The sequence below is a fragment of the Allobosea sp. 05T422_2 genome, from assembly GCF_056396265.1.
Map to the genome: position 1 here is coordinate 1 of NZ_JBFTLD010000075.1, position 24,770 is coordinate 24,770.

Annotated in this window: 21 protein-coding genes; 9 read left to right on the forward strand and 12 right to left on the reverse strand. The window is 64.7% G+C overall.

Annotation, left to right across the window (positions count from 1 at the left end; translation table 11 throughout):
* A partial coding sequence (locus tag AC1DJT_RS15180) for a hypothetical protein (RefSeq protein WP_476834345.1) occupies positions 1–214 on the reverse strand: 214 nt, incomplete at its 3' end.
* A gap of 211 nt (positions 215–425) precedes the next feature.
* Between AC1DJT_RS15180 and dps the strand changes: the two genes are divergently transcribed.
* From dps to AC1DJT_RS15215, 7 genes are all read left to right on the forward strand, one after another.
* On the forward strand, positions 426–905 hold the full coding sequence (gene dps / locus AC1DJT_RS15185; protein WP_441489891.1) for a DNA starvation/stationary phase protection protein Dps: 480 nt from the start codon (positions 426–428) through the stop codon (positions 903–905).
* Between the two features lie 118 nt (positions 906–1,023).
* The gene (locus tag AC1DJT_RS15190) at positions 1,024–3,843 is read left to right on the forward strand and encodes a valine--tRNA ligase (RefSeq protein ID WP_441489892.1); all 2,820 of its coding nucleotides are present in this window, start codon (positions 1,024–1,026) and stop codon (positions 3,841–3,843) included.
* 71 nt (positions 3,844–3,914) lie between these two features.
* Positions 3,915–5,543, forward strand: coding sequence for an alkaline phosphatase D family protein (locus AC1DJT_RS15195; RefSeq protein WP_476768613.1), 1,629 nt, complete (start codon positions 3,915–3,917; stop codon positions 5,541–5,543).
* 160 nt (positions 5,544–5,703) lie between these two features.
* The gene (locus AC1DJT_RS15200) at positions 5,704–6,285 is read left to right on the forward strand and encodes a YqaA family protein (protein ID WP_441505826.1); all 582 of its coding nucleotides are present in this window, start codon (positions 5,704–5,706) and stop codon (positions 6,283–6,285) included.
* A 278-nt stretch (positions 6,286–6,563) separates the two neighbouring features.
* Positions 6,564–8,294 carry a dihydroxy-acid dehydratase gene (gene ilvD, locus AC1DJT_RS15205; RefSeq protein WP_441505825.1) on the forward strand — a complete coding sequence of 577 codons (1,731 nt, stop codon included), beginning with the start codon at positions 6,564–6,566 and terminating at the stop codon, positions 8,292–8,294.
* Entirely contained in the window at positions 8,281–9,234 is a 954-nt protein-coding gene (locus tag AC1DJT_RS15210) for a tetratricopeptide repeat protein (protein ID WP_476834346.1), read from the forward strand. Before ilvD ends, AC1DJT_RS15210 begins: the two co-directional genes overlap by 14 nt.
* Before the next feature lie 392 nt (positions 9,235–9,626).
* Positions 9,627–10,067, forward strand: a complete 441-nt coding sequence (locus AC1DJT_RS15215) for a hypothetical protein (RefSeq protein WP_476834347.1) — start codon at positions 9,627–9,629, stop codon at positions 10,065–10,067.
* A gap of 64 nt (positions 10,068–10,131) precedes the next feature.
* On the opposite strand, the gene xth is transcribed toward AC1DJT_RS15215, so the two are convergent.
* Positions 10,132–10,917 (reverse strand): exodeoxyribonuclease III, encoded by a 786-nt coding sequence (xth, locus tag AC1DJT_RS15220; protein WP_476768610.1) that lies wholly within the window; start codon positions 10,915–10,917, stop codon positions 10,132–10,134.
* Positions 10,918–11,105: 188 nt separating this feature from the next.
* The gene (locus AC1DJT_RS15225) at positions 11,106–11,555 is read right to left on the reverse strand and encodes a BA14K family protein (RefSeq protein WP_441505821.1); all 450 of its coding nucleotides are present in this window, start codon (positions 11,553–11,555) and stop codon (positions 11,106–11,108) included.
* Between the two features lie 272 nt (positions 11,556–11,827).
* Here AC1DJT_RS15225 and AC1DJT_RS15230 point away from each other — a divergent pair, with 272 nt between their 5' ends.
* On the forward strand, positions 11,828–12,394 hold the full coding sequence (locus AC1DJT_RS15230; RefSeq protein WP_476834348.1) for a TIGR00645 family protein: 567 nt from the start codon (positions 11,828–11,830) through the stop codon (positions 12,392–12,394).
* Between the two features lie 8 nt (positions 12,395–12,402).
* Here the strand turns inward: AC1DJT_RS15230 and AC1DJT_RS15235 are convergent, their stop codons facing one another.
* The 8 genes from AC1DJT_RS15235 to AC1DJT_RS15270 form a co-directional block, all read right to left on the reverse strand.
* The gene (locus tag AC1DJT_RS15235) at positions 12,403–13,917 is read right to left on the reverse strand and encodes a helicase HerA domain-containing protein (RefSeq protein WP_476834354.1); all 1,515 of its coding nucleotides are present in this window, start codon (positions 13,915–13,917) and stop codon (positions 12,403–12,405) included.
* A 115-nt stretch (positions 13,918–14,032) separates the two neighbouring features.
* Complete coding sequence (locus AC1DJT_RS15240; RefSeq protein ID WP_441489900.1) at positions 14,033–14,308, reverse strand: YARHG domain-containing protein; 276 nt, start codon at positions 14,306–14,308, stop codon at positions 14,033–14,035.
* A 68-nt stretch (positions 14,309–14,376) separates the two neighbouring features.
* Positions 14,377–14,892: an ImmA/IrrE family metallo-endopeptidase gene (locus AC1DJT_RS15245; RefSeq protein ID WP_476834349.1), complete on the reverse strand. Its 516-nt coding sequence runs from the start codon at positions 14,890–14,892 to the stop codon at positions 14,377–14,379.
* 80 nt (positions 14,893–14,972) lie between these two features.
* Positions 14,973–15,272 (reverse strand): hypothetical protein, encoded by a 300-nt coding sequence (locus AC1DJT_RS15250; protein WP_441489902.1) that lies wholly within the window; start codon positions 15,270–15,272, stop codon positions 14,973–14,975.
* 83 nt (positions 15,273–15,355) lie between these two features.
* Complete coding sequence (locus AC1DJT_RS15255) at positions 15,356–16,567, reverse strand: GGDEF domain-containing protein (RefSeq protein WP_476768609.1); 1,212 nt, start codon at positions 16,565–16,567, stop codon at positions 15,356–15,358.
* A 154-nt stretch (positions 16,568–16,721) separates the two neighbouring features.
* The gene (locus tag AC1DJT_RS15260; RefSeq protein WP_476834350.1) at positions 16,722–17,702 is read right to left on the reverse strand and encodes a Gfo/Idh/MocA family protein; all 981 of its coding nucleotides are present in this window, start codon (positions 17,700–17,702) and stop codon (positions 16,722–16,724) included.
* A gap of 89 nt (positions 17,703–17,791) precedes the next feature.
* Entirely contained in the window at positions 17,792–20,635 is a 2,844-nt protein-coding gene (locus AC1DJT_RS15265; RefSeq protein ID WP_476834351.1) for an autotransporter domain-containing protein, read from the reverse strand.
* A gap of 526 nt (positions 20,636–21,161) precedes the next feature.
* Positions 21,162–22,049, reverse strand: a complete 888-nt coding sequence (locus tag AC1DJT_RS15270) for a LysR family transcriptional regulator (protein ID WP_441489906.1) — start codon at positions 22,047–22,049, stop codon at positions 21,162–21,164.
* Positions 22,050–22,145: 96 nt separating this feature from the next.
* On the opposite strand from AC1DJT_RS15270, the gene ampC reads away from it, so the two are divergent.
* A complete protein-coding gene (gene ampC / locus AC1DJT_RS15275; protein WP_476834352.1) occupies positions 22,146–23,321 on the forward strand; it encodes a class C beta-lactamase in 1,176 nt (391 codons plus the stop codon).
* A 132-nt stretch (positions 23,322–23,453) separates the two neighbouring features.
* Here the strand turns inward: ampC and AC1DJT_RS15280 are convergent.
* The coding region (locus AC1DJT_RS15280; RefSeq protein WP_476834353.1) for an FAD-binding oxidoreductase at positions 23,454–24,770 on the reverse strand (1,317 nt) is incomplete at its 5' end.

Genomic DNA, 24,770 nt, shown 5'->3' on the forward strand with positions numbered 1-24,770 from the left:
GCCGTCCGTGGACCCGTTGGGGCACTCGGATGTCGTCAAAGGCGCCGGCATCGTGCAATTGCTTGATGGCGAACCCGGCGAGGGTCAACGCGGCGGTTGGCCCGCCAAGTCGTGAGACCAGCATCGCCAGGCCGACCGCGACAGGGCGTGAAAAACGTCCCGAAGCCGCTTCGACGGCGAGCCATGCTCCKAGACTGTGAACGAGGAGCTTCATCCGGTCATCCTGCTGTGCTTGAGGGGCGGGGACAATCTGATCGATGAAGGCCTAACCGCTGAGACAGGTCGTGGTTCCGTATCTCCGTCGTTTGACGATTGCGCCGGGGCGTGCCTGATTCGGATCCGAAGGAGTGCGAAGCCGTCCTCGGGGGCAGACAGTTTCGCGAGCCCGACGCCACCTTCAGCGAGTCTCAACGCGAGGACCGACCATGAAGAAGCCGACGTCACGCATCGATCTGAAGTCCAACACCAAAACCTCAATGATCAGCCTGCTCAATGCCCGCCTGGCGGACGGCATCGATCTTGCGCTTGTCACCAAGCAGGCCCACTGGAATCTGAAGGGCCCGGGCTTCATCGCTATCCACGAGATGCTMGATGGCTTCCGCGCCGAGCTCGATACCCATGTCGATACAGTCGCAGAGCGCGTGGCACAGCTTGGCGGGATTGCGCTGGGCACAACGCAGACTGTCGCGTCGGGCACGACGCTGAAGCCCTATCCGACAGAGATCGTTGCGGTGAAGGATCACCTCGCCGAACTGATCGAGCGCTACGCCGAGACCGCCAAGACCGTCCGCACCGCGATCGACACCGCGGCTGAGGCTGGCGATGCGGACACGGCCGATATCCTGACCGGCTATTCTCGGGCGCTCGACAAGGCGCTCTGGTTCCTGGAGTCGAGCGCGGCCTGACATCCGCATTGTCGAAAGCGTTGACGGGACGCCCACGCATGGGCTCTTAAGACCAACGACCTTTTGGCCTGACCTTCGGCCGGGGCTTTCCCCGGCCATTTTGCGTTCGAGCGAAGCAATGATGGACAAGACATTCGAGCCCGCCACCGTCGAGGCGCGCATCAGCAAGGCCTGGGAAGAGGCCGAGGCCTTCCGGGCAGGGCGTGGCGCCGAGCCGGGCGCTGAGCCCTATTGCATCGTCATTCCGCCGCCGAACGTGACTGGCTCCCTGCATATGGGCCATGCGCTCAACAACACGCTGCAGGATGTGCTCTGCCGCTTCGAGCGCATGCGCGGCAAGGACGTGCTCTGGCAGCCGGGCACCGACCATGCCGGCATCGCGACCCAGATGGTGGTCGAGCGCAAGCTTGCCGCCGAGAACAAGACCAACCGCAGGACCATGGGCCGCGAGGCCTTCCTCGAGGAGGTCTGGCGCTGGAAGGCGGAGTCCGGCGGCACCATCGTCAACCAGCTGAAGCGGCTCGGCGCCTCCTGCGACTGGTCGCGCGAGCGCTTCACCATGGACGAGGGGCTGAGCGCGGCCGTGCTCAAGGTCTTCGTCTCCCTGCACAAGCAGGGGCTGATCTACCGCGCCAAGCGGCTGGTGAACTGGGATCCGAAATTCCAGACCGCCATTTCCGATCTTGAGGTCCTGCAGGTCGAGAAGACCGGCTCGTATAAATGGCAGCGCGGCGGCGAGGAGGAATTCGACTCCGCCAAGCTCGACAAGGCGCTGAACCGCGATCCGAGCGGGCATCTCTATTATTTCAACTACCCCCTCGAAGGCGTGGTCTACGACCTCGACGACGCTTCGACCTTCATCACGGTTGCGACGACCCGGCCGGAAACGATGCTGGGCGATACCGGCGTMGCGGTGCACCCCGAGAACGAGCGGCTGAAGGGCCTGATCGGCCGGAACGCGATCCTGCCGCTGGTTGCGCGCGTCATCCCGATTTTTGGCGACGACTATGCCGACCCGGAGAAGGGCACAGGCGCGGTCAAGATCACGCCGGCGCATGACTTCAACGATTTCGAGGTCGGCAAGCGCCACAAGCTTGCGGTCATCAACATCCTCGACGGCGAAGCGCGCATGCTTCTCGAAGCGAACGAGGACTTCCTGGCCGGCGCCAAGCCCGAGCAGGCGGTGCAGGCTCTGCACGGCCTCGACCGCTTCGCTGCCCGCCGTCTCGTCGTTGCACTGATGGCAGAGCGCGGCTTGCTGGTGAAGATCGAACCGCATGCGCATACCGTGCCGCATGGCGATCGCTCCGATGTCGTGATCGAACCCTGGCTGACCGATCAGTGGTATGTCGACGTCAAGCCGCTGGCGGAACGCGCGCTCAAGGCCGTGAAGGATGGGCGCACCAAGATCACGCCCGATAGCTGGACCAAGACCTATAACGACTGGCTCGAGAACATCGAGCCCTGGTGCGTCTCGCGTCAGTTGTGGTGGGGGCACCAGATTCCGGCCTGGTACGGACCGGATGGCGAGTGCTTCGTCGCCGAATCCGAGACCGCTGCACAGGCTCTGGCGGTCGGCCATTACGGCGGCCCGGTTGCGCTGACGCGCGACGAGGACGTGCTCGACACCTGGTTCTCGTCGGCGCTCTGGCCGTTCTCGACGCTGGGCTGGCCGGAGGATACGCCGGAGCTCAAGCGCTATTACCCAACGGCGACGCTCGTCACCGCCTTCGACATCATCTTCTTCTGGGTCGCCCGGATGATGATGATGGGCCTCAACTTCATGGACGAGGTGCCATTCAAGGACGTCTATATCCACGCCATCGTTCGCGACGAGAAGGGCGCGAAGATGTCGAAGTCGAAGGGCAACGTCATCGATCCGCTGACGCTCGTCGACAAGTATGGTGCCGACGCCCTGCGCTTCACGCTCGCTGCCATGGCGGCGCAGGGGCGCGACATCAAGCTCGCGACCTCGCGTGTCGAGGGTTATCGCAACTTCGCAACGAAGATCTGGAACGCCTCGCGCTTCGCCGAGATGAATGGCTGCCAGCGCGTCGAGGGTTTTGATCCCGCTCTGGTCACGCAGCAACTCAATCGCTGGATCCTCAGCGAGGCGGCCCGGGCCGCCGACGAGATCGCGGCCGGCATTGCCAGTTTCAAGTTCAACGAAGCGGCAGGCGCCGCCTATCGCTTCGTCTGGAACGAGTTCTGCGACTGGTATCTCGAGCTGGCGAAGCCCGTTCTGCAGGGCGACGGTGCAGCCGCAGCGGAGCGGGCTGAGACACAGGCGACCGTTGCCCATGTCATCGACCTGATCTGCCAGCTTCTCCACCCCTTCATGCCGTTCCTCACCGAGGAGCTCTGGGCCGTGAAGGCGGGAGAGGGGGCTCAGCGCAAGCTTGCCAAGGGTGATGCCGCGCTGGTCTGCCTGACGCGCTGGCCCGAGCTTGCCGGCCTCACGAACGAGGCGGCCGAGGCTGAGATCGGCTTCGTCGTCGATCTGATCTCCGATATCCGCTCGGTCCGCTCCGAGACCAATGTGCCGGCCGGCGCGCAAGCGCCTCTGGTACTGGTCAAGGCGAGTGCTGCGACCAAGGCGACGATCGAAGCCTGGGCTCCGATGATCGAACGGCTGGCGCGCGTCTCCGCGATCGGCTTCGCCGAGATCGCCCCGCCGCAATCCGCCCAGATCATCGTGCGTGGCGAAGTCGCGGCTCTGCCGCTCGCCGGCATCATCGACCTCGACGCGGAGCGGGCGCGCCTGACGAAGGAGCTCGCCAAGCTCGACCAGGACATTCTCGCGGTGGAGCGCAAGCTCGGCAATCCGGATTTCGTCGCTCGTGCGCCGGAAGAGGTCGTCGAGGAAAACCGCGAGCGCAAGGCGCAGGCCGAGGCACGGAAGGTCAAGATCGGCGAAGCGCTGGTGCGGCTGCAATAGCCCGGTAGCGCGTCACTCCCGCGTTATGCAAAGACTGGTAGGGTTCCAAACGCGCTTGCTGGAGCCCTGCCATGTTTCGCCGCAATGCCTTCGATCGGTTCCTTGTCGATGACTTCCTGACGGAAGCGGGTACGCCCTCGCGCCGGCGTTTTCTGCAGGGGCTTGCGGCCTCGGGCCTGTTGCTCACCGGCGGCGCTGTGCTCGACCAGCGGGTCTGGGCCAATCCGGTCTTCGCTGCCTATCCTTTCGGGCTCGGCATCGCCTCGGGCGATCCGTCTGCCGATGGCTTCGTGATCTGGACCAAGCTCGCGCCCCTGCCGCTTGCGCGCAATGGCGGCATGCCCATGAAGGCTGTCGAGGTCACCTACGAGATCGGTGCCGAGGCGAATATGCGCCAGATCGTGCAACGCGGCTCGGCCCTGGCCCGGCCCGAGCTTGGCCACGCCGTCCATGTCGAGGTCTCCGGGCTGGAACCGAACCGCGACTATTTCTACCGCTTCACGTGCGGCGGCGAGCGCACCATCACGGGCCGTGCCCGTACCTTCCCGTCGGCGAATGTGTCGGTTGAGCGGGTCCATTTCGGTGTGCTCGGCTGCCAGCGCTACGAGGACGGCCATTTCACCGCCTTTCGCCATGTTGCGGATGAGCACTTCGATTTCATCTACCATTACGGCGACTACATCTACGAGTACCGCATGGTGCGGCCGAACGAGCGGCCCTTGGCTGTCGCGCGCGTCATGCCCGGAGATCCCGACGAGATCTATTCGCTCGCCGACTACCGGCATCGTTATGCGATCTACAAATCCGATCCCGACCTGCAACTGGCCCATGCCTCGACATCGTGGCTGGTCTCGTTCGACGATCATGAGGTCGACAACAATTTTGCAGGCCTGGTCTCCGAGCAGAATGTTCCCCCGGAGATCTTCGCGCTGCGCCGCGCTGCCGGATTCCAGGCCTGGTATGAGCATATGCCGTTGCGCCGGGCGTCGATCCCGAGCGGTCCTTCGATCCAGGCCTATCGGCGCTTCCTCTATGGCGATCTGGCCCAGATCGATGTGCTCGACACCCGCCAGTTCCGCTCGGACCAGCCTTGCGGAGATGGCTCGCACGCAGCCTGCGCTGACGCGCTGAAGCCTGAAAACACGATGCTTGGCGAAAAGCAGGAGGCCTGGCTTGCCGAGGGCCTGCGCAGTTCGAGAGCGCGATGGAACGTGCTGGCTCAGCAGGTCATGGTGATGCGCCACGACCGCGATCCCGACCCCAGGAAGGTCGGCTACAGCATGGATAAATGGGACGGTGCAGTGGCGGCACGCCAGCGTCTGTTCGACACGCTGGAGAGCGCTGGCACGGCCAACGCAGTCGTGCTCACCGGAGACATCCACCAGAACTGGGCGGGCGAGCTCAAGGCCAATTTCGCCGATCCCAAGTCCAGGACGCTTGGCGTCGAGTTCGTCGCCACCTCGATCACCTCGGGCGGCGACGGAGCCGACACGACAAAGGCGGGACAGGTCGCCCTGCAAAAGAACCCGCATATCGGGTTCTTCAACAATCAGCGCGGCTACATGCGCCATACCCTTTCACAAGGCGGCTGGCAGGCCGATTACCGCGTGCTGGACCGGGTTACCACTGCCGGAGCCGCGATCTCGACCCGTGCCAGCTTCGTCGTCGAGGCCGGAAAACCGGGGATGTCGCCGAAATGAACCGCTGTCTGCGCTGCCCGTATCAGGACATGAATCGGTCGCCAAATTGACCTTGAACTAAGAGACCTCTGGCAAATTCCCGGGGACACGATTAGATGCGCGCGGGGTGCAAGTCTGCCATGCGCCGTTCGATCCACTGCACGAGACACTGAACCGACGCATGCTCAAGCGAGCTTATGATTGGTGCGTTTCCTACGCATCCCACCCCGCCGCGCCGTGGCTGCTCTTCGCCCTGACTTTTGTCGAGAGCTCGGTCAGCCCGTTGCCTCCGATTCCGCTGCTGCTGCCGATGTGCATCGCGCGGCCGGACCGGGCCTGGTTCTACGCCGGGATCTGCTCGCTCGGCGCCGTCACGGGGGGCTATCTCGGCTATGCGATCGGCGCCTTCCTGTATGAATCCGTCGGCGTCTGGCTGATCAGCATCTACGGGCTTCAGGACAAGGCCGCCCATCTGATCTCGAGTTCGCAGGATTTCTGGTTCTGGGTRCTCGTCACCAAGGGGCTGACGCCGATCCCGTTCAAGATCGTCACGATCATGTCGGGCTTCCTGCATTTCGACATCTGGAAGTTCACCATCGGCATGGTGATCTCACGCGTCACCTTCTTCGCCATGATCGCGCTCGCGCTACGCTTCTACGGCGACAACATCCGCATCTTCATCGAGAGGCACCTGCCGCTCAGCGTGACGCTTCTGCTCGTGGTGGTCGTTGGCGGGTTCTTCGTCCTGCCCATGGTTCTCTGAGCTGCGGTTCCTCAAATTGTGACATCGTGGCAACACCGCTGAGGCATCGCATGCGCGCTGTCCTGAGCTGGATCAGATGCCGCGATGCCGCCACAAAGCGCCCCCAGCAAAGAGGGACGTTAAGTCACTGAGATTTAGATGATTTAAAGTCGGGTTTGTCCGGTTGGAAGATTATGTCCTTCCCGAGCCTGCAAAGAGACTGAACGTTGCGCCTGGCGCGGGCTGCGTGGCACATCTGCCGCGCACTGCAAGCGCAGGGTGGAGCGAGGACAGGTAGAATGGACGCGCGCGTTTTCGATAAGTCGAAGCTACCCAGCCGGCATGTCAGCGTCGGGCCGGCGCGCGCTCCGCATCGTTCCTACTACTATGCGATGGGGATGACCTCGAAGCAGATCGCGCAGCCCTTCGTCGGCGTTGCGTCCTGCTGGAACGAGGCGGCTCCCTGCAATATTTCGCTGATGCGCCAGGCCCAGGCCGTCAAGAAGGGCGTTGCTTCGGCCGCGGGCACGCCGCGCGAGTTCTGCACCATCACGGTGACCGACGGCATCGCCATGGGCCACCAGGGCATGAAGTCGTCGCTGGCCTCGCGCGAATGCATCGCCGACTCGGTCGAGCTCACCATGCGTGGCCATTGCTATGACGCGCTGGTCGGCCTTGCCGGTTGCGACAAGTCGCTTCCGGGCATGATGATGGCGATGGTTCGCCTCAACGTGCCGTCGATCTTCATCTATGGCGGCTCGATCCTGCCGGGCACCTTCAAGGGCAAGCCGGTCACCGTCCAGGACGTGTTCGAGGCCGTCGGCAAACACTCCGTCGGCGCCATGTCGGACGAGGACCTGAAGGAACTGGAGGAGGCAGCCTGCCCGTCCTCGGGCTCCTGCGGCGCCCAGTTCACCGCCAACACCATGGCGACGGTTGCCGAGGCTATCGGCCTTGCGCTGCCCTATTCCTGTGGCGCGCCTGCGCCCTACGATGTGCGCGACACCTTCTGCTACACCGCCGGCGAGATGGTGATGGAGCTGATCGCCAGGAACATCCGCCCGCGCGACATCGTCACCCGCAAGGCGTTGGAGAATGCGGCCATGGTCGTGGCGGCCTCGGGCGGCTCGACCAATGGTGCGCTGCACCTGCCGGCGATCGCACATGAATGCGGCATCGATTTCGATCTCTTCGCCGTCGCCGAGATCTTCAAGAAGACCCCCTACATCGCCGACCTGAAGCCAGGTGGGAAATATGTCGCCAAGGACATGTTCGAAGTCGGCGGCATTCCGCTGTTGATGAAGACCCTGCTCGACCATGGCTACCTGCATGGCGACTGCATGACCGTGACCGGCCGCACGATTGCCGAAAACCTCGCTTCGGTGAAGTGGAACGATGAGCAGGACGTAATCCGCCCCGCCAACAAGCCGTTGTCCGACAATGGCGGTGTCGTCGGTTTGCAGGGCAATCTCGCCCCTGAGGGCGCGATCGTGAAGATCGCGGGCATGCCGGCCGAGAGCCTGGTCTTCACCGGGCCGGCCCGCTGCTTCGACTGCGAGGAGGACGCCTTCAGGGCCGTCACCAATCGCGAGTACAAGGTCGGCGACGTGCTGGTCATCCGCTACGAGGGCCCCAAGGGCGGCCCCGGCATGCGCGAGATGCTGTCGACGACCGCGGCCCTCTACGGCCAGGGCATGGGCGACAAGGTCGCGCTGATCACGGACGGGCGATTCTCCGGCGCGACCCGCGGTTTCTGCGTCGGCCATGTCGGCCCCGAAGCCGCCGTTGGCGGGCCGATCGGCCTCATCCGCGATGGTGACATTATCGAGCTCGATGCCATCACAGGAAAGCTCGCGTGCCGCCTTTCTGATGCCGAACTTGAGGAGCGTCGTAAGGCCTGGAAACCGCGCAGGACCGACTACAATTCGGGCGCGCTGTGGAAATACGCGCAAACGGTCGGCTCCGCCAAGGGCGGGGCCGTGACCCACCCAGGAGGGGCGGCAGAAACCCATTGCTATGCGGATATCTGAGACCATCATAGCTGGAACATTACTGATCCTGGGCTGCCAGTCGGCAGCCTGGTCGCAGGATGTCATGGGCCGGGCACCGATCCCGCCGCGCTCGATTCCGGGCGCTCCGCTGCCGGAGCCCGAGGGGCCGCCTCCCGCGGGCCTGCAGGCCCTCCCCAATGGCCGCGTGCTGGCGCCTGCGCCGAACGCTCCCGCCGCGCATGCCGCGCTGCCGTTGGCGCCCTTCGCCAGCGCGCGCGATGCGCTGAAGGCCTGGATGCGCGATTCGACGGCTGGTGATCAGGCCGGCGCCGTGCGCGCGCTCGAATATGCCGCGGCTCACGGCCACCTCACTGCCCAGTACAAGCTCGGCCGGATGTATGCCGGTGGCGAAGGCGTTCCCAGCAATGATCTGAAGGCCTTCGAGTACTTCTCGAAGATTGCGGACGAGAATGCCGATGCGATTCCCGGCACGGCCGACGGGCGTATCGTTGGCAGCGCCTTCGTAGCGCTCGGCAGCTATTTCACGGACGGCATCAAGGGCTCCTATGTGAAGCCCAATATCGACCGGGCCTTCGATATGTTCCACTATGCCGCATCCTATTTCGGCGATCCCGACGGGCAGTACAATCTTGCCCGGCTCTACATGAACGGGCAGGGCACCGGCCGCGACCAGCGGCAGGCAGCGCGCTGGATGAAGCTTGCAGCCGAGAAGGGGCATGTGCCGGCGCGTGCCGTTTTTGGCGACATGCTGGTTCGTGGCAGCGATGGCGTTCCGCGTCAGGTCTCACAAGGGCTGATGTGGCTGGCTCTGGCACGCGATGCTGCCGATCCGGCGCGTGAAGCCTGGATCTTCGAGCGCTATGACGCGGCCTTCGCTGCGGCTTCCGTGAGTGACCGCAACGCGGCGCTATCGCTGGTTGAGCGCCAGCAGGTTGCAGGCCGCTCCAGCGAACGCTGAAAGCCGTACACCGACGTCTCTGGCCGCCCCACGCGGCGGCGTAACGCATGGCGGGCAAGTACGCCCTGCCGTGCCCACCGCATCGCTCTCTCCTTCAGCCCTGCATACATCCTCGCCTTGTCGTTGCGTGGGAAAACCGTTGCTCGCGCCCCGGCTCCGGATGTCGCCAGTCGGAGCTGCCGCGAACCGCGCCGGTTTTCTGGCGCGCGCCGTCTGCTCTTCGGCGGCCGCACAATTCCGGAAGCGGGCCGCGCCGGGCGAAACGGGCGCACACCGAGATGTGATGGCGCCGGCTTGTCCGAGGCCTGAACACGGATCAATGTTCATCGTATGTTCATGCGGTAAGGCGGAGATTCACCGCAAGGCGAGGCTCACTTGATGGGAGATTCGTCATGACCTCAATGCTCAGCATCACCAAGACGACTGCCGCTGCTTTCGCCGCGGTCATGGCAGTCGGTGTCATCGCATGGTCGGCGCCAGCCGAGGCGCGGTTCGGCGGCGGCGGCGGCTTCCAGGGTGGCGGAGGCTTCCATGGCGGTGGCGGAGGCTTCCACATGGCCTTCCACGGCGGCGGCGGCCGAATGGCTGGCTTCGGAGGGGGCGGTTTCGCCCATCCCGGTTTTGCCCGCCCAGTCTTTGCCGGTCGGTCGGTTTTCTTCCACCAACAGCGGTTCAACCATAACCGGTTCTTCGTCGGCCCGGCCTTCRCATTCGGCGTCGGGGCGCCCTATTACTACAACACCTATTACAATGACGGCTGCTACTATGCGTGGCAGCAGCACTACGACCAGTGGGGTTACGCCGTCGCTCGCCGCGTATTGGTCTGCTACTGACAAGCCGTTCCATGCGACGCGGACGACGCTTGGTCCGGGCAATAGCCGCGCAAGGACGCGCTGATCACGCTGCCTTCAACTCCACGATGACCGGCACATGATCCGACGGCTTGTCCCAGCCGCGGACATGTTTGGCGATCGAGACAGCGGCAAGCCTGTCTGCAGCGTGCGGCGAAAGCAGCAGATGGTCGATCCGGATGCCGTTGTTCCGCTGCCAGGCGCCAGCCTGATAATCCCAGAAGGTGTAAAGCCCGCCGGAATCCGTGGTCGAGCGGAGCGCTTCGGTGAAACCGAGATTAACGAGCCCGCGGAAGGCGGCCCGGGTCTGCGGGAGGAACAGCGCGTCATCGACCCAGGCCGCGGGGTCGCGTGCATCGCGTGGCTCGGGGATGACGTTGTAATCGCCGGCCAGGACCAGCGGCTCTTCCTGGGCAAGCAGCATTTGCGCATGGGCGGTCAGGCGGCGCATCCAGCCAAGCTTATAGGGATATTTCTCGGTATTGGGCGGATTGCCGTTCGGCAGGTAGATCGAGGCGATACGGACTACGCCACCGGCATAGGGCAGCACGCCCTCGAGATAGCGAGCCTGCTCGTCGGCATCGTCTCCCGGCAAGCCGCGGCGGACATCCTCGAGCCTGGCGCGGCTGAGAATCGCGACGCCGTTGAAGGTCTTCTGGCCATGGGTCTCGACCTGCCAGCCGGCCTCCTCGATTTCGCGCCGCGGGAAATCCCCGTCGACGCATTTCAGCTCCTGCAGGCATAGGGCGTCGGGCTCGGATTCCCTGAGGAAATCGAGCAGATGGCCAAGCCGCTGGCGGACCGAATTGACGTTCCAGGTGGCAATGCGCAACGGGCTGGCTCCGAGTCAGGTCGAGGGCTGAATAAGCGTCAGAGATCGGCCGCTGACAACCCTGCAGTGGTGCCGGTCATGCCAAATGGCGTCAGTATCCGTGCCCAAACAGCACATCTCCCCATCAAAAACCTCCCCATGTCGCCATGGAGAGGCTCGATGTCGTGGCGCTGAATGCGCGTCAGCGCTCAGGGACAGGCGCGCACCACGCCGCCCGCGCCGATATAGGTTCCGGTCTCGGGGTCGTAGCTGCGGAACCGGCGCGCGCAATAGGCGACTGCATCGGCATCCGGGGAGGCATAAACCGGGCCACCATAGACGGGGCCGCCGTAGACAGGGGCCGGAGCGGCGTAGACCGGACCAGGCGCAAGCAATGCGCCAGCTGCCAGTGCGCCGATGGCGCCCGCTGCAATGCCGGCACCGACGGCCGCACCGCGTCCGCCGCGATAATAGCCGCCGCGGTAGCCGTAGCCGGGGCCGTAATATCTCCGGTACTGCACGCTCTGAATCAGATCCTTGCCCGATTCGGCGACAGCCGCTGCTGAGCCAGTCGTCGCGCTCAACGGCGCGGCGCTCGCCGGGGCGGTCAGAACGACGCCTCCTAGCAGCGCGGTGGCGATGGCGAGGGTCTTGATCATGACGAAACTTTCTCCTTTCCTCTCGAACGTGAGAGGAACGCCAGTGTTCCTCCAATCCATGGCAATTTTATAGTGCAAGGCGACGGCGTGAAAGCCCCGACCGTCAAGATCCGTGAAATTTCATCCTTACGGCGCTTCGTCATCGCATTTCAGCATTTCGATGCAAAGTTCGGCTCAGGATTGGCGCTTGTCTCGCAGGCGCTTCCGCACCATCTAGCGACGGCATGATGTTGCTTMGCAACACGATCCCTTCCCGCATCCGGAACCACTCTATGCTGCACCAGAACCCGACGCTGCCCCCTGCCGAGGCGATGAAGCCGTTGCCGATGATCATTTTCGGCTCGCGCTGGCTGCAGGTGCCGCTCTATCTCGGCCTCATCGTCGCGCAATGCGTCTATGTCTTCCTGTTCCTGAAGGAACTGGTCCACCTCGTTACACATGCGACGCAGTTCGGCGAGCAGCAGATCATGCTGGTCGTCCTCGGGCTGATCGATGTGGTGATGATCTCCAACCTGCTGATCATGGTCATCGTGGKCGGCTACGAGACATTCGTTTCGCGCCTGAAGCTCCATGGTCACCCCGATCAGCCGGAATGGCTGAGCMATGTCAATGCGAGCGTCCTGAAGATCAAGCTCGCTATGGCGATCATCGGCATCTCGTCTATCCACCTGCTCAGGACCTTCATCGAGGCCGGCAATATCGGCAATACGGGGCGGGTGACGAATTACACCGAGACCGGGGTCATCCTGCAGACGGTGATCCACGTCGTCTTCATCTTCTCGGCCATGGGGATCGCCTGGGTCGACAAGATCACTCTGCMGGCCGGCAAGGGCCACTGAGCCGCGGGTCAGGCCCTGAGACCGCGCGGCATCCCCTTGGTGCTGCGCGGCTGCGCCTGGCCTGGCGCAGTCTCGACGCCGATCGTCGGCAATGCCAGCGTGCGTTGGCCGCGAAAATCGACATGGCAGACGAGGAGCCCACGCTCCTCGATATAACCCAGAACGCGGCGGGCGCGGCCCGGCGAATGGCTGCCATAGACCTCGGCGAGTTCGGCGTCGGTCGGGGCGGGAGCGCCCTCGATCGCGGTGCGGGCAATGTAGAGAAACAGGCTCTGGAGGTCGTCCGGCAGGGTGGCTGCGGCGTCGAGCGAGACCTGCCAGGCATGGGACGCCGTGATGTCCTCACTCGCGCCTGCGCGGGCTACGGCAAGCCGCCGGCGGAAGTCATCGAGGCTGAGCGAGGATTGACCGACGCGGCGCATGCGGCAGCGCACCGTAAAGTCCTGATAGACCACGGCGACCTGGCGGCTCCGCGTTTCCGGGTCCTCCATCAGATCGCGCAGGATCTCGGTCATGATCGCCTCGCGCTCTTCCGGTTCCATCGGAATCTCGGGCTCCGGCTCGACGGCGGGGGCAGGGCGATAGCTCTCGATCTGGCGGAGCACTTCATTGGCTGCCGGGCGCGGCCGCGGCGTGGGACGCGGGACCCAGGAGGTGACGGGAGGTTCGTTCTCGCCCGCTTCGAAAATGAGCTTGCTCGCATCCTCCGGGGCCTGTTCGGGCAGGGGCATCAGGCCGGGCGCACTGCCGCGATCGACCGAGGACACGGCGCCGATCCTGAGCGGCAAGGGGCGTTTCGACAGCGCCGGGCCCAATGCGACGAACTGGCCACGCTCGAGGTCGCGGAACATCTCGGCCTGGCGCCGGTCCATGCCGAGCAAGTCGGAGGCGCGCTGCATGTCGATATCGAGGAAGGTGCGGCCCATCAGGAAGTTCGAGGCCTCGGCCGCGACGTTCTTGGCAAGCTTGGCGAGACGCTGAGTCGCGATCACCCCGGCGAGGCCGCGCTTGCGGCCGCGGCACATCAGATTGGTCATGGCGCCGAGGGAGAGGCGACKCGCTTCGTCCGACGCTTCGCCGGCCATGACGGGCGCGAAGAGCTGCGCCTCGTCGACGACGACCAGGATCGGGAACCACATGCTGCGATCGACGTCGAACAGCCCGCCGAGAAAGGCGGCCGTCGCGCGCAACTGCTCGTCGGCGTCGAGATTCTCGAGGTTGAGCACGATCGAGACACGATGCTGGCGGACGCGGATGGCGATACGCTGCAATTCGGCCTCGCCGCAGGCGGCGTCGACCACGACATGGCCGAACTGACCGGCCAGCGAGACGAAATCGCCCTCCGGATCAATCACGGCTTGCTGGACCAGCGGTGCGCTTTGCTCCAGCAGCCGGCGCAGCAGATGCGACTTTCCTGAGCCGGAATTGCCTTGGACCAGCAGGCGCGTCGCCAGCAATTCGGCGAGATCAAGCAGCGCGGGTTGTCCACCCTGGGTCAAGCCCATGTCGATGCCCGTCGTCATGCTCTGGTCTTGCTGCTCCGTCTGCCGCCCTGTTCCCGGACCGGCGCTTCTAACACACTGCAACTGGCCGATGGCCGGATACGGCCGGCCTTCCACAACTATCGGCCCCGGCAGATCAGCGCAGGCAGCGCCGCGCGCGTTCTTCACGCTGAATGTCGGCGATCATGCGGCGCTGGGTGTTCGACAGCGGCAGCTCCTCGGCATTGTCGTATTGGCAGCCGGCATTACCAAAGGCCGCGATACCGCGCTGGGTGCGGAAGCAGTAGCCCTGCGCCTTGTAGATCTCGTTGCGGGCATACCAGAGCTCATCGCAGGTTTGCTGCGCGAGAGCCGGCGCAGGCATTCCTGTCAAAGTCAGGAATGCCATGATCATCAATGTCTTGTGCGGCATGGTTCACTTCTTGAATCGAGTCGGCTCGATGCAAGATTGGGCCGCCGGACGAGCCCGGGCAAGCGGGGCTATTTCAACTCGCTMTTGCGCAGCATGGCGGCGCTCATGCTGACTCCGAAATGTTCGCTCATTTCGCCCGCACTCATATGGCGGATCGCTTCGATATTCGGGATCAGCAGGGCGGCGGCATAGCGCCGGGCCTGATACTCCATCGCCCGGACCTTGGCCGAGAGGCGCTCGGCCTGCGAGCCGGCAGGGGCGCGATGCAGGATGCCTTCATGGCCGAGCAGGGCATGTCCGACCTCATGGGCGATGGTCATCAGCGCCCGGCTTTCGCCGCGCAGGGCCGCGAGAAACACGGGTTCCGGGATCCGAAGGCGCTTGGTCTCAGAATCCCATTGCGCCTCGGCGTCGGCGAGTTGGCCGTCCGGTACACGTTCATAGGCAAAATTCGGGTAGCGGGCCTTCAGCCGCGCCATCAGGATCATGAAATCAATGCCCTGTTCGTCGCGGAAGCCGAGTTCGCGGCGATGGCTCAAGGCGCGGGCATCGATCTGGGCATCGGTCAGGAATGCGGGCTTCATGACAGCCTCCCGTGACGGAGCGGGAGCAGCCTAGCGCGCTCTTTGCCAATGCTCAATCCAGGATCATCAGGCTTGCGCAGCTAGCGCGGGGCCATCTCGAGGCAGGTCAGGACCTGGACATAGCTGGGCGGGCCGCCGAGTTGCGCGCTCTCGACGCAGGTGTTGCGGCTCTGCGCTGGATAGGCCGACCAGCGTTGTACCAACGTCGCGCGCGCCTGGTTCTCGTCGTCCTGGCAGGCCTGGGCGGTACGACCGACCCCCATGCTGGAACGGCCGACGTCGCGGCACGTGTTGACGACATCGAAGCGTGGCGGCCCATCGGAAACGGGAACGAAGAGACCGGTTGATAGTGAAAGTGAGAGAAGGGCTGCGCTGATCATGGCGGAACCTCCGCAGGAGTGCCCGCGCGTTCTACGCGTTCAAACCGGGCCTGATCCAGCATAGCGCGTCGCCTGCACAGCCGCTAGCCAAGCGTAAACCGGTCTCTGCCCTTCGCCTTGCTTACGTAAAGCAGACCGTCCGCCCGCCTGTAGATTTGCTCCAGTGTTTCAAGGCCGTCGAAGAGGGCCGCGCCGACGCTGGCGGTCAGGTGAGGGGCAGTGTCCGAGGCGTCATGGGGAATGTCGAGCGAGGAGACCGCGCGGACGAGATTATCAAGCATGGCGCATGCCGTATCAGGCCTGACCCCATAGAGGATCAGGCCAAATTCCTCGCCTCCCAGGCGCCCAACCATGTCCATCGGCCGCCGCAATCTCGCTTCGAGCGCGCGGGCCAGGCTGCGCAGAGCCAGGTCGCCGGCCTGGTGTCCGTAGCGGTCATTGTACTTCTTGAAGTGATCGACATCGAGAATGGCGAAGACGAGACCGGCGCGCTCGCGCCTGGCCTGGCGCAAGGCCGTTGCGGCGTGCTCCTCGAAGAAGCGCCGATTGCCGATACCGGTCAGTGGGTCGGACATGGCGCGGTTGTGCAGCATCCGACGCAGCAGGAAGTGATCGCGCTGGGTGTATTCGCGCAGATAGGCGCCGACCGCGCCGACGAAGACGGCAAAGAACATCAGGATCGAGATCCGGATATGCTCATGGATATGGCCGGGATCGAGCATGACGAACCCGAGCAGAGCATTCAGGACAGCGATCAGCATCGCTGCCGCGACGCTTTGATGGAAGGTCAGGCCGACCGGCAGGAACACCGCCATGATGATGACGAAGCCGGCCAGATCCGCCTGGGCGAGGCCGCGCAGCTTGAAGACATTGGCGCTGACTGCACTCGTCGTTCCAATCAGCACGAGAACGAGGAAGCTCAGCCGGTTATAGGCACGGGGCAGACGCTTGCCGACGAGGACCGAGATCAGGGAAAGCAGGACGGCGAGCGTGATCCAGCGCAGAGCGGCTGCGGCCAGGGCGTCGTAGCGCTGCGCCCGATATTCCGTCAGCGGGTCGATCCGTGCGATGTCGAGCGCGATGAAGACGAGCCAGATTCCGAGCGCGGTGAGCGCGCAGACCAGCGTGCTCATCCGCTGCTCGATGCGCATATAGCGGCGGTATTCGTCTTCCAGCCCCGAGACGAAGCGCAGGCGCTTGAAGCCTCGCGCGCGCTGCCCTGCATAGGAACTGTCGCGCGCAGGCGCCGGGGGCGCGTTTTCCGCGGCGTCTATGACCTGTTCCAAAGCACTCACCGCACAAGCCTGCGAGCGGAGTGCCTAACACTCCGTTGGGGAGAGGGGCACTGCGTCGCAATCGCTGCGGGTGTGCGCGGGGACGGTTTCGGAAGCCTTGCGCCGGTGATGAGAATGCGAGGGAAGGCGCGCGGCCCGCGCCCTAACGCCATTCCTAGCCATGCTCGCTGGCCAGGATGGCCTCGACGATCTCCTGAACGTTCAGGGCCTCAGGCAGCGTCGCGAGATGATGCGGCCCGCCCTGCGTGAGGCGGATGACACCCTGGAGCTGGCGCCTGAGTGCGACGGGGCGTGCATCCGCCTGTGACAATGCGTCGGCAGCGCGTTCCCAGCTGCCATCGGGCAGACGGCGTTCGGCGATCGACCAGTCGCAAAGCCGGACCGCGCCCCTATCACCTTCCAGCATCCAGATATTGTGGTCATCCTTCCCAGTGCTCCCGACACTGCCCTTGAGCGCGACGGGGATGTCCCCGGCCAGCAACCTGGCCTCAATCCGGCGCTCCGATTTGCCCGCCTCCGGGAAGGCCACGCTCGCCGTGAGCCCATGCAGGGGGCCAACCAGCCTGCGGCTCAGGAAGAGGAAATGCGACACGACCTCGCGGGTGAAACMGCCCTGCGGGGTTCTGTCCAGCCAGGCCGCGGCGTCGGCCTGCCAGGGGCGCGGCCAGGTCGCGAAGGCGACTTCGATCGAGACGCGGGACAGAGTGCCGACCGCACCCTGTGCGATCCACTCCATCAATGTCGCTACGGCGAGCGAGGACGCGAAGGGGAAATTGACCGCGCCTCTGTCGCCGGCTTCCGCAACAAAGGCGCGCGCATCGGCGACATCGACCGCCAGCGGTTTCTCGCAAAAGACACTCTTGCCGGCGCTGATGGCGGCGCGCGCGTGGGTGAGGTGGGAGGCTGGAGGCGAGGCAATATAGACGCAGTCGCTGGCGGCGACGACCGCTGCGGCGTCAGTCAGCCGCGGAACCTGCGGGAAGGTTGCGGCCATGCGCTCCATTGCCGAAGGCGCCGGATCCCAGACGCCGCTGACCTTCACCAGTTCCTGGGACTGGTCGAGAATGGCGTGCAGCAGCCGCTCACCCATGATGCCTGCGCCAATGATCCCGATCGAGAGAGTGCCGTTCTGCATCGCCTAAAAATCCCTGCTCTGAGCCGAGGAGCGCGATAGCAGGATTCCGTCAGCGCCACGAGCGCGCGAGCGGCCGTAATCACGCGTCGCTACCATGTGGCGCGCAGCCCGGCGGTGAATACATGGGTGGTGGCGTCGGCATTGAGCCGGACATCATAGTCGGCGAACAGTGTGGCGTAGCGGCCAGCGCGTGCCGACAGGCCCAGGCCGAGGATGGCGCTGTCGCGCGCCACTCTCGCGCCCTGGACCGGGAAGGAGGCCGCAGGCGCCCCAATGAAGGCGGTATCGAGCACCATCGCATCGTCGAGGAACTCGTGCTGCCAGCGGCCACGAAGCTCGACAGCGACGCGGCTGGAGGCGAGATCKAACTCCTTCGCCAGGCGCAGGCCCAGGCTGCCGAGGAGGCTTTCCGCGGATTGCTTGCCGGCCGTCAGGCCAATGCTGCCAGCGCCGGTCTCGCTGAATCCGTCCTGCTGCAGATAGCTGTAACGCAGTGCCGCCAGCGGCTCGAGCTTAGACCAACCGAGATCAAGGGCGTAGCCGGCTTCGAGGGCGCCGGTGAAGCGATCGCCACCGTATTCGGCCCTTGCCTGGCGAGAGAGCCCACCGAAGCTGATGCTGCGCTCAGATTCGAAATCGAGGCGGGCATAACCGAAGGTACCATCAAGGCGCAGYGGGCCGCGTGTGTAGCCGCCATAGAGCGCGCCTTCATAGGCCTTGATGCCGCCCTTGCCGGAGAAGTTGCGGAATTCGGCGTCAGTGCTGGAGTAGCCAGCGCTGAGCCCGACCAGAATTTCCGGAGTGATCTGCCGGTCAAAACCGGCGATCATCCCGCCGCCGCGATACTCGGCCCCGCCGGCATTGGCATTGCCACCAAGCGTCCCGATGATGCCATAACCCCGCGCCCAGACATTGTTCTGGGCCGCTGCCGGTCCGGACGGCAGGCGCCTCAGCAGCGCTGCGGCGGGACTCGCCGCGGCGCTCGATGCATAAGCCATTGCGGCGCCGGTTGCGGTGGGTTCGGCCTGGCCGGAGCGCAGATCGCTGAGCCGTTGCGAGATCATGGCACTGAAGGGGGCAGAGCCGCCGAGGGCGAGAGTACCAAGGCTGGCATGCGCCTCGCCGGAGAGGCCGGCAAGGGCCTGTCGCGCGCCATCCCGCGTGCCGGCGGCCTGCAGCAACCCCGCTACGTCGCGTAGATCCTGATCCGCACCGGCAACGCCGCGTTCGAGCGCGGCGCCGGCGGCGCATTGGTTGGCCGAGGCGCAGACGCCTGGCGTATCGAAGGGCAAGGTGCGGATATCGAGATGCGCCGTGTTCGGCTGGTAACGCAGGCTCGCCTGGATGAAGGGCGCCGAACCATCGCCCGGCGGCCCCTCGATGCCGTCGAAGCGGCCGATGAGGCCCTGTCCGGCGCTGAGCACCGGCATGGTCTGGAAGCGCGGCAAGAGTTGCGCCCGGCCTCCCATGGCGACGAGGCCGGAAAGGCTGGCGGTGCCGGTGACGGCAAGGTGGTTCCGCCCACCGATTGGGCCGACCTGCTGAACCAGAATGCCACCGGCCTGCTGCACGTAATTGCCGCTGATGGTCAGCGTGCCAGCGCCGCGGCTATCGCCGGCCCAGAGGGTGCCGGCATTGGTGACTGAGCCCGTGATCAGGCCGGAACCAGTGAGCGTGCCGGCCGCACCGATACTGGTCGGCGAGGCGATGCTGCCCATGATCGAGAGAAAGCCGCCGTCGACGCGTGTCGCACCGGCATAGGAGCTGTGGCCCGTGAGCATGAGTTCGCCCGCGCCGCGTTTGACGAGACCGCCGGTCCCGACGATGTCGTTTCCGAAGACGGCGAGGCCGCCGGGCTGCTCGACGACGAAATCGCCCCAATCGAAACGGCCAGGTCCGAGCACTGCCTTGCCGACATCGAGCAGGCCGTAGCCGAATATGTCGTCGACGCCGGGAGCGCCGATGTCCCGGGCGGTGCCGAGCAGGGTCTGGCGCACCTGATCGGCGCTGAAGAACGGGAACATCTGCCAGACCAGGGCCGCTGCACCTGAGACATGGGGAGCTGCAAACGACGTGCCGTTGACCTTGGTGTATCCGCCGTTCTTGTCGGCGACGACGATGGGATCGTCTGGAAATTCGCCCCACCAGTCCCCGCCGCCGGGAGCCGTCAGGCACCAGTTCTTGGCCACGCCGCAGCGGTTCGTGTACAACGGCTCGTAGCCTGGTCCGTAGGCCACCACGGCCAGCCAGCCGCGCTCCAGTTCCGGGAAATGATAGGGCAGGCCGGCTTCGATGCTCGGCTGGGTCCGCTCGTCATTCCCTGTACCCCAGACCAACAGGGCGCCAGATGCCACTGCACGACGATAGGCCGGCAGCTCCTGCCATCGAGCAAGCTCGCTCTGCGTCACCGACGTGACAGGATCGAAGCTGCCCCAGCTGTTGTTGATGACGCGCACCCCCCGGGCAACGAGCCCATCGTAGGCTGCAACGAAGCCTGAAGACGGCGCCGGAATTCCATCCTGATCAAAGACGCGCGCGCTGAGGATCGTAGCGCCTGGCGCCACGCCATGCATGCCGATGCCGTCGCGATTGGCAGCGATTACTGAGGCGACGCCCGTGCCGTGCCCTCCGGGGTCGGTCACAAGAGCGGTGTTCGCGATATAGTCGTAGCCACCCCCAAAGCGGCCTGCGAATTCGGAATGCCCGGTGAACACTCCGCTGTCCACAACGCCAACCAGGATGCCCGTGCCGTCGACGCCTCGCGCATAAGCGTTTGCGGCATTGATATAATCGAGTCCCCATTGAGCCTTGTATTCGGGGGGGCTCCACATACTGGGATCGGTAAGGAGGCCGCCCGACTGGGCTGAAGCAGCACTCGCCAGCGCCGTCGTCAGCAACAGGGCAGCGGCGGCTTTCTTAGGCAAGGACGGCACGCAGGCCTCAAAGGCAGGAATCGGGTGGTCCGGTCGATGATCGTCGGTCCAAGGCTTTGCGGCCGTATCTCCTCACCGTCAATACGGCAGATTTCGTATGGTGAAGGTGGGGTCAAGTTGGTTCGGACACTTCGACGACGCCTTCCAGTATGAGGACTTTGCCAAACCCTGGTCTGCGCGTTGCATCGCGGTGACCGAGAATTTCGAGCGCGAGACCGGGCTCAAGGCCTATGAGGCCTGGATGAGAAGCAGGACCGGCATCCCTACTGAGTGCGGGCGCCAGGTTCGCGCTCCACTCCTTTCGCATTGCTTTGGGCCTCGAAGCCAAGGACGAAGGCCCTGCGGTGAGCTCAGGGGCTGGGGTCCGCAATTGGCCATCTCTGCCCGTCCTGCTCGCCTGGCCGATCGCCATTCGCGTATCGCGTTCCAGAGCGATGTGCGATCGCCGAACCTCTGCCGGCACTTCAATGCAGGCGCACTGGACACTTCGGCCGCCGGCCGAATGCTGCTGGCGCATATTGCCGAATTACTCGTTCCGAGAATCCGGTTCCTGGGCCGCAATCCAGTCGGCGAAGGCCAGCATGGCAGCCGTCGGCTTCCGCGATTTGAGCTTGGTCAGCCAATAGCTTCCAAGCGAGATCGAGGCCGGGAACGGTCGCCGGATCGAGCCGTTGCGCAATTGGCGCGAGAACATGAGAGCCGGGGCGAGGGCTACTCCGACCCCTTGTTCGGCGGCCTCCATCATCGCGAGCGACGAGTCGAAGACGATGGCGCCTGCAATGTTGGGCGGCATGTCCGCGCCAGTGGCAGCAAACCAGCGGCTCCACTCGTCCATGCGGTAGCTGCGCAACAGAGTGAGCGTGCCGAGATCCTGCGGCGCATGGAGGGCGGCGGCCAGTTCGGGCGTACAGAGCGGCGTCAGGGGCGCCTCGAACAGCTCCGTAGCATCGAGACCGTGCCAGGCGCCGTTGCCGAACCGAATGGAGAAGTCCAATCCTTCGGCAGCCAGATCGACCCGATTGTTGTTCGTGGAGAGCCTCAGCTCGACGAACGGATGAGCGCGCCTGAAGTCCTCGAGCCGGGGCAGCAGCCAGCCGACCGCGAAGGTGCCCACCGCTCCGACCACGAGCAGTTCGCGGACCTTTCCCGACCCAACCCTGTCGAGCGTCGTGGCCAGGCGATCGAAGGCATCGCTCACGACGGGAAGGAGGGCTTCGCCCTCTGCCGTGATCCTGAGGCCGCGCGGGAGCCTGCGGAACAACTGAACGCCCAATCTCTGCTCGAGAGAGCGAACCTGCTGGCTCACGGCGGCTTGCGTCACCGCGAGTTCGATGCCGGCCCGCGTGAAGCTGAGATGCCTGGCCGATGCTTCGAACGCCCGCAACGCGTTGAGTGGCAGAAAAGGTCGAACCATCGATGCCCAAATTTAACTTATGGCTGATCCGACTTATCATCGTTTGCCGGGAGTTCGAAGGGGTCATAAACGGCGCCCATTCCGAATTGGAAGGAGATGCCCTTGTCCAAACGACTCTATGCCGGTCTGGCAGCCAGCGTTCTCGCCGGCACGCTGGGCAGTCTGTCCAGCGCCCACGGCGCAGGCCCCGATCAGGACGCCCGCGTGCGCCAGGCCGTCGACGAAGCGGTGAAGCCGGTGATCGAGCAGCACGGGATCCCCGGCCTGGCTGTTGCCGTGACGATCGATGGAAAGCGCTACTTCATCGAGTACGGCCTGGCCTCGAAGGAACCCAGGGTTCCTGTTACGCGGGACACGCTCTTCGAGCTGGGGTCGATCAGCAAGACCTTTACGGCGACGCTCGCGACCTATGCCGAGATCGAGGGCAAGTTGTCGCTRAACGACAGTGTCAGCCAACACATGCCCGAGTTGAAGGGCAGTGCCCTGGACGATGTGCGATTGCTGGATCTCGRCACGCATACGGCTGGCGGCTTTCCGCTTCAGGTCCCTGACGACGTCAAGGATCAGAAGCAGCTCATGGCCTATTATCGCGCCTGGAAGCCGCGCTTCACTCCCGGCACATACCGAAATTACGCCAACCCGAGCATTGGTCTTCTCGGCGTCGTCACCGCGAAGGCGATGGGAGCAAGCTTCGAGACGTTGATGGAGCGGCGATTGTTCCCGGATCTCGGGCTGCGCCGGACCTATATCAACGTCCCCGCGGCGGAAATGAAGAGTTACGCGTGGGGCTACAACCGGGAGGACAAGCCGATGCGGGTCTCCCCGGGCCTCCTCGCGACCGAAGCCTATGGGGTCAAATCCAATGCCGTCGACATGATCCGCTTCCTGGAGGTGAACATGGGCATCGGCACCGTGCCGGGGAAGGCGGCCGTCGCTGCGCGGGCGACCCATACCGGGTATTTCCGCGCGAGCGAGCTCATCCAGGATCTGATCTGGGAGCAATACCCCTATCCGGTCGAGCTGGATAAACTCGTCGCCGGCAACTCGGCCAAGATGATCCTGAACGGCGTCCCCGCGGTTGCGATCGAGCCGCCGATGGCGCCGCGGAGCGACGTGATCCTCAACAAGACCGGGTCGACCAATGGCTTTGGCGGCTACGTCGCCTATGTCCCGGCAAAGAAGATCGGGATCGTCATGCTCGCGAACAAGAACTACCCCAATGATGCGCGGGTGAAGGCCGCGCATCAGGTGTTGTCGCGGCTTGCCGAGTAAGTCTGGCTGGTTGCATTCGCCTGACGAAGGACAAACGGAGCAGGCTGCCTTGCAGGGKCCGCGCGTCCTGCTGCTACCGCTCCGATTGTGCCGTGATGCCGCGACGCGCGGACCCGAAATCGAGCGGCCGCGTCAGACCAGCCGCACCGCCTTGCCCGGATTCATCAGGTTCGCAGGGTCKAACTGGCGCTTGACGCCTCGCATCAGCTCCAGGTCGAATGGCGGCTTATAGATTTCGATGAGGTCGCGCTTGAGCTCGCCCAGGCCGTGCTCGGCGCTGATGCTGCCGTCGAAAGCCTCGACGAGATCATAGAGCGCCGTCTCGACCTGCTTATGCAGTGCGTGGCGCTCGGTGGCGTCGGCACCGGCCGGTGCCAACAGATTGAAATGCAGATTGCCGTCGCCGATATGGCCGAAAACGATCGGGCGCAGGCGCGCGTCGATCGCATTCAGCGCCGTCAGGCAGCGATCGACGAAAGCCGGGATGGCGCTGATCGGGGTGGAGACATCATGGCTGAAGCTGGGGCCTGCGCGCTTCTGTGCTTCCGTGATGTTCTCGCGGAGTGCCCAAAGCTGCTCGGCCTGTGCCAGGGAACGGGCGATGACGGCGTCTTCGACGATCTCCTGCTCGAAGCCTTCGGAGAGAACACTCTCCAGGATCGCTTCGAGCGGAATTTCCGGCGTCGCCGCATCGAGTTGCAGCAGCACATAGACGCCGCCGCGTAGTGCCGGTTGGGTGACATGCGGAGCATGGGTTTCGACCAGGGCGCGGCAGTCCTCGGTAAAGCACTCGCAGCCAGAGAGGACGTCGGCAGYGCGCGAGCGGGCTAGCTGGAACAGGCGCAAAGCCGCTGCGAAATCCCGGACGCTGGCCAGGGCGGTCGCGCGCGCCTGCGGTGCAGCGTGCAGTTTCAGCACGGCGGCGGTGACGATGCCGAGAGTTCCTTCCGAACCGATGAAGAGATGCTTCAGGTCGTAACCGGTGTTGTCCTTGCGCAACGCGCGCAGGCCGTTCCACACCCGGCCGTCGGGCAGCACGACCTCCAGCCCGAGCACCTGGTCGCGCATGTTGCCGTAGCGCAAAACCGCCGTTCCGCCGGCATTGGTGGCGATCGTGCCACCGATCTGGCAACTGCCTTCGGCGGCGAGGCTGACGGGAAAGAACAGGCCGGCATCGCGTGCGCGCTGCTGCAAAGTCTGCAGAACTACGCCGGACTCCACGATGGCAACGGCGTTGACGGTGTCGATCTCGCGGATGCGGTTCATGCGGCCAAGCTGGACGACAACCGCTTGGCCGCTGTCATCGGGAATCCCCCCGAAGACGAGGCCGGTATTCCCGCCCTGCGGGACCAGCGGAACGCGGTGGCGCTGGCTCCAAGCTGCGATCTCTGCGACCTGCCGGACGTCGGCTGGCCGGACCACAGCGCGGGCAAGTCCGTGTCGCAGGCC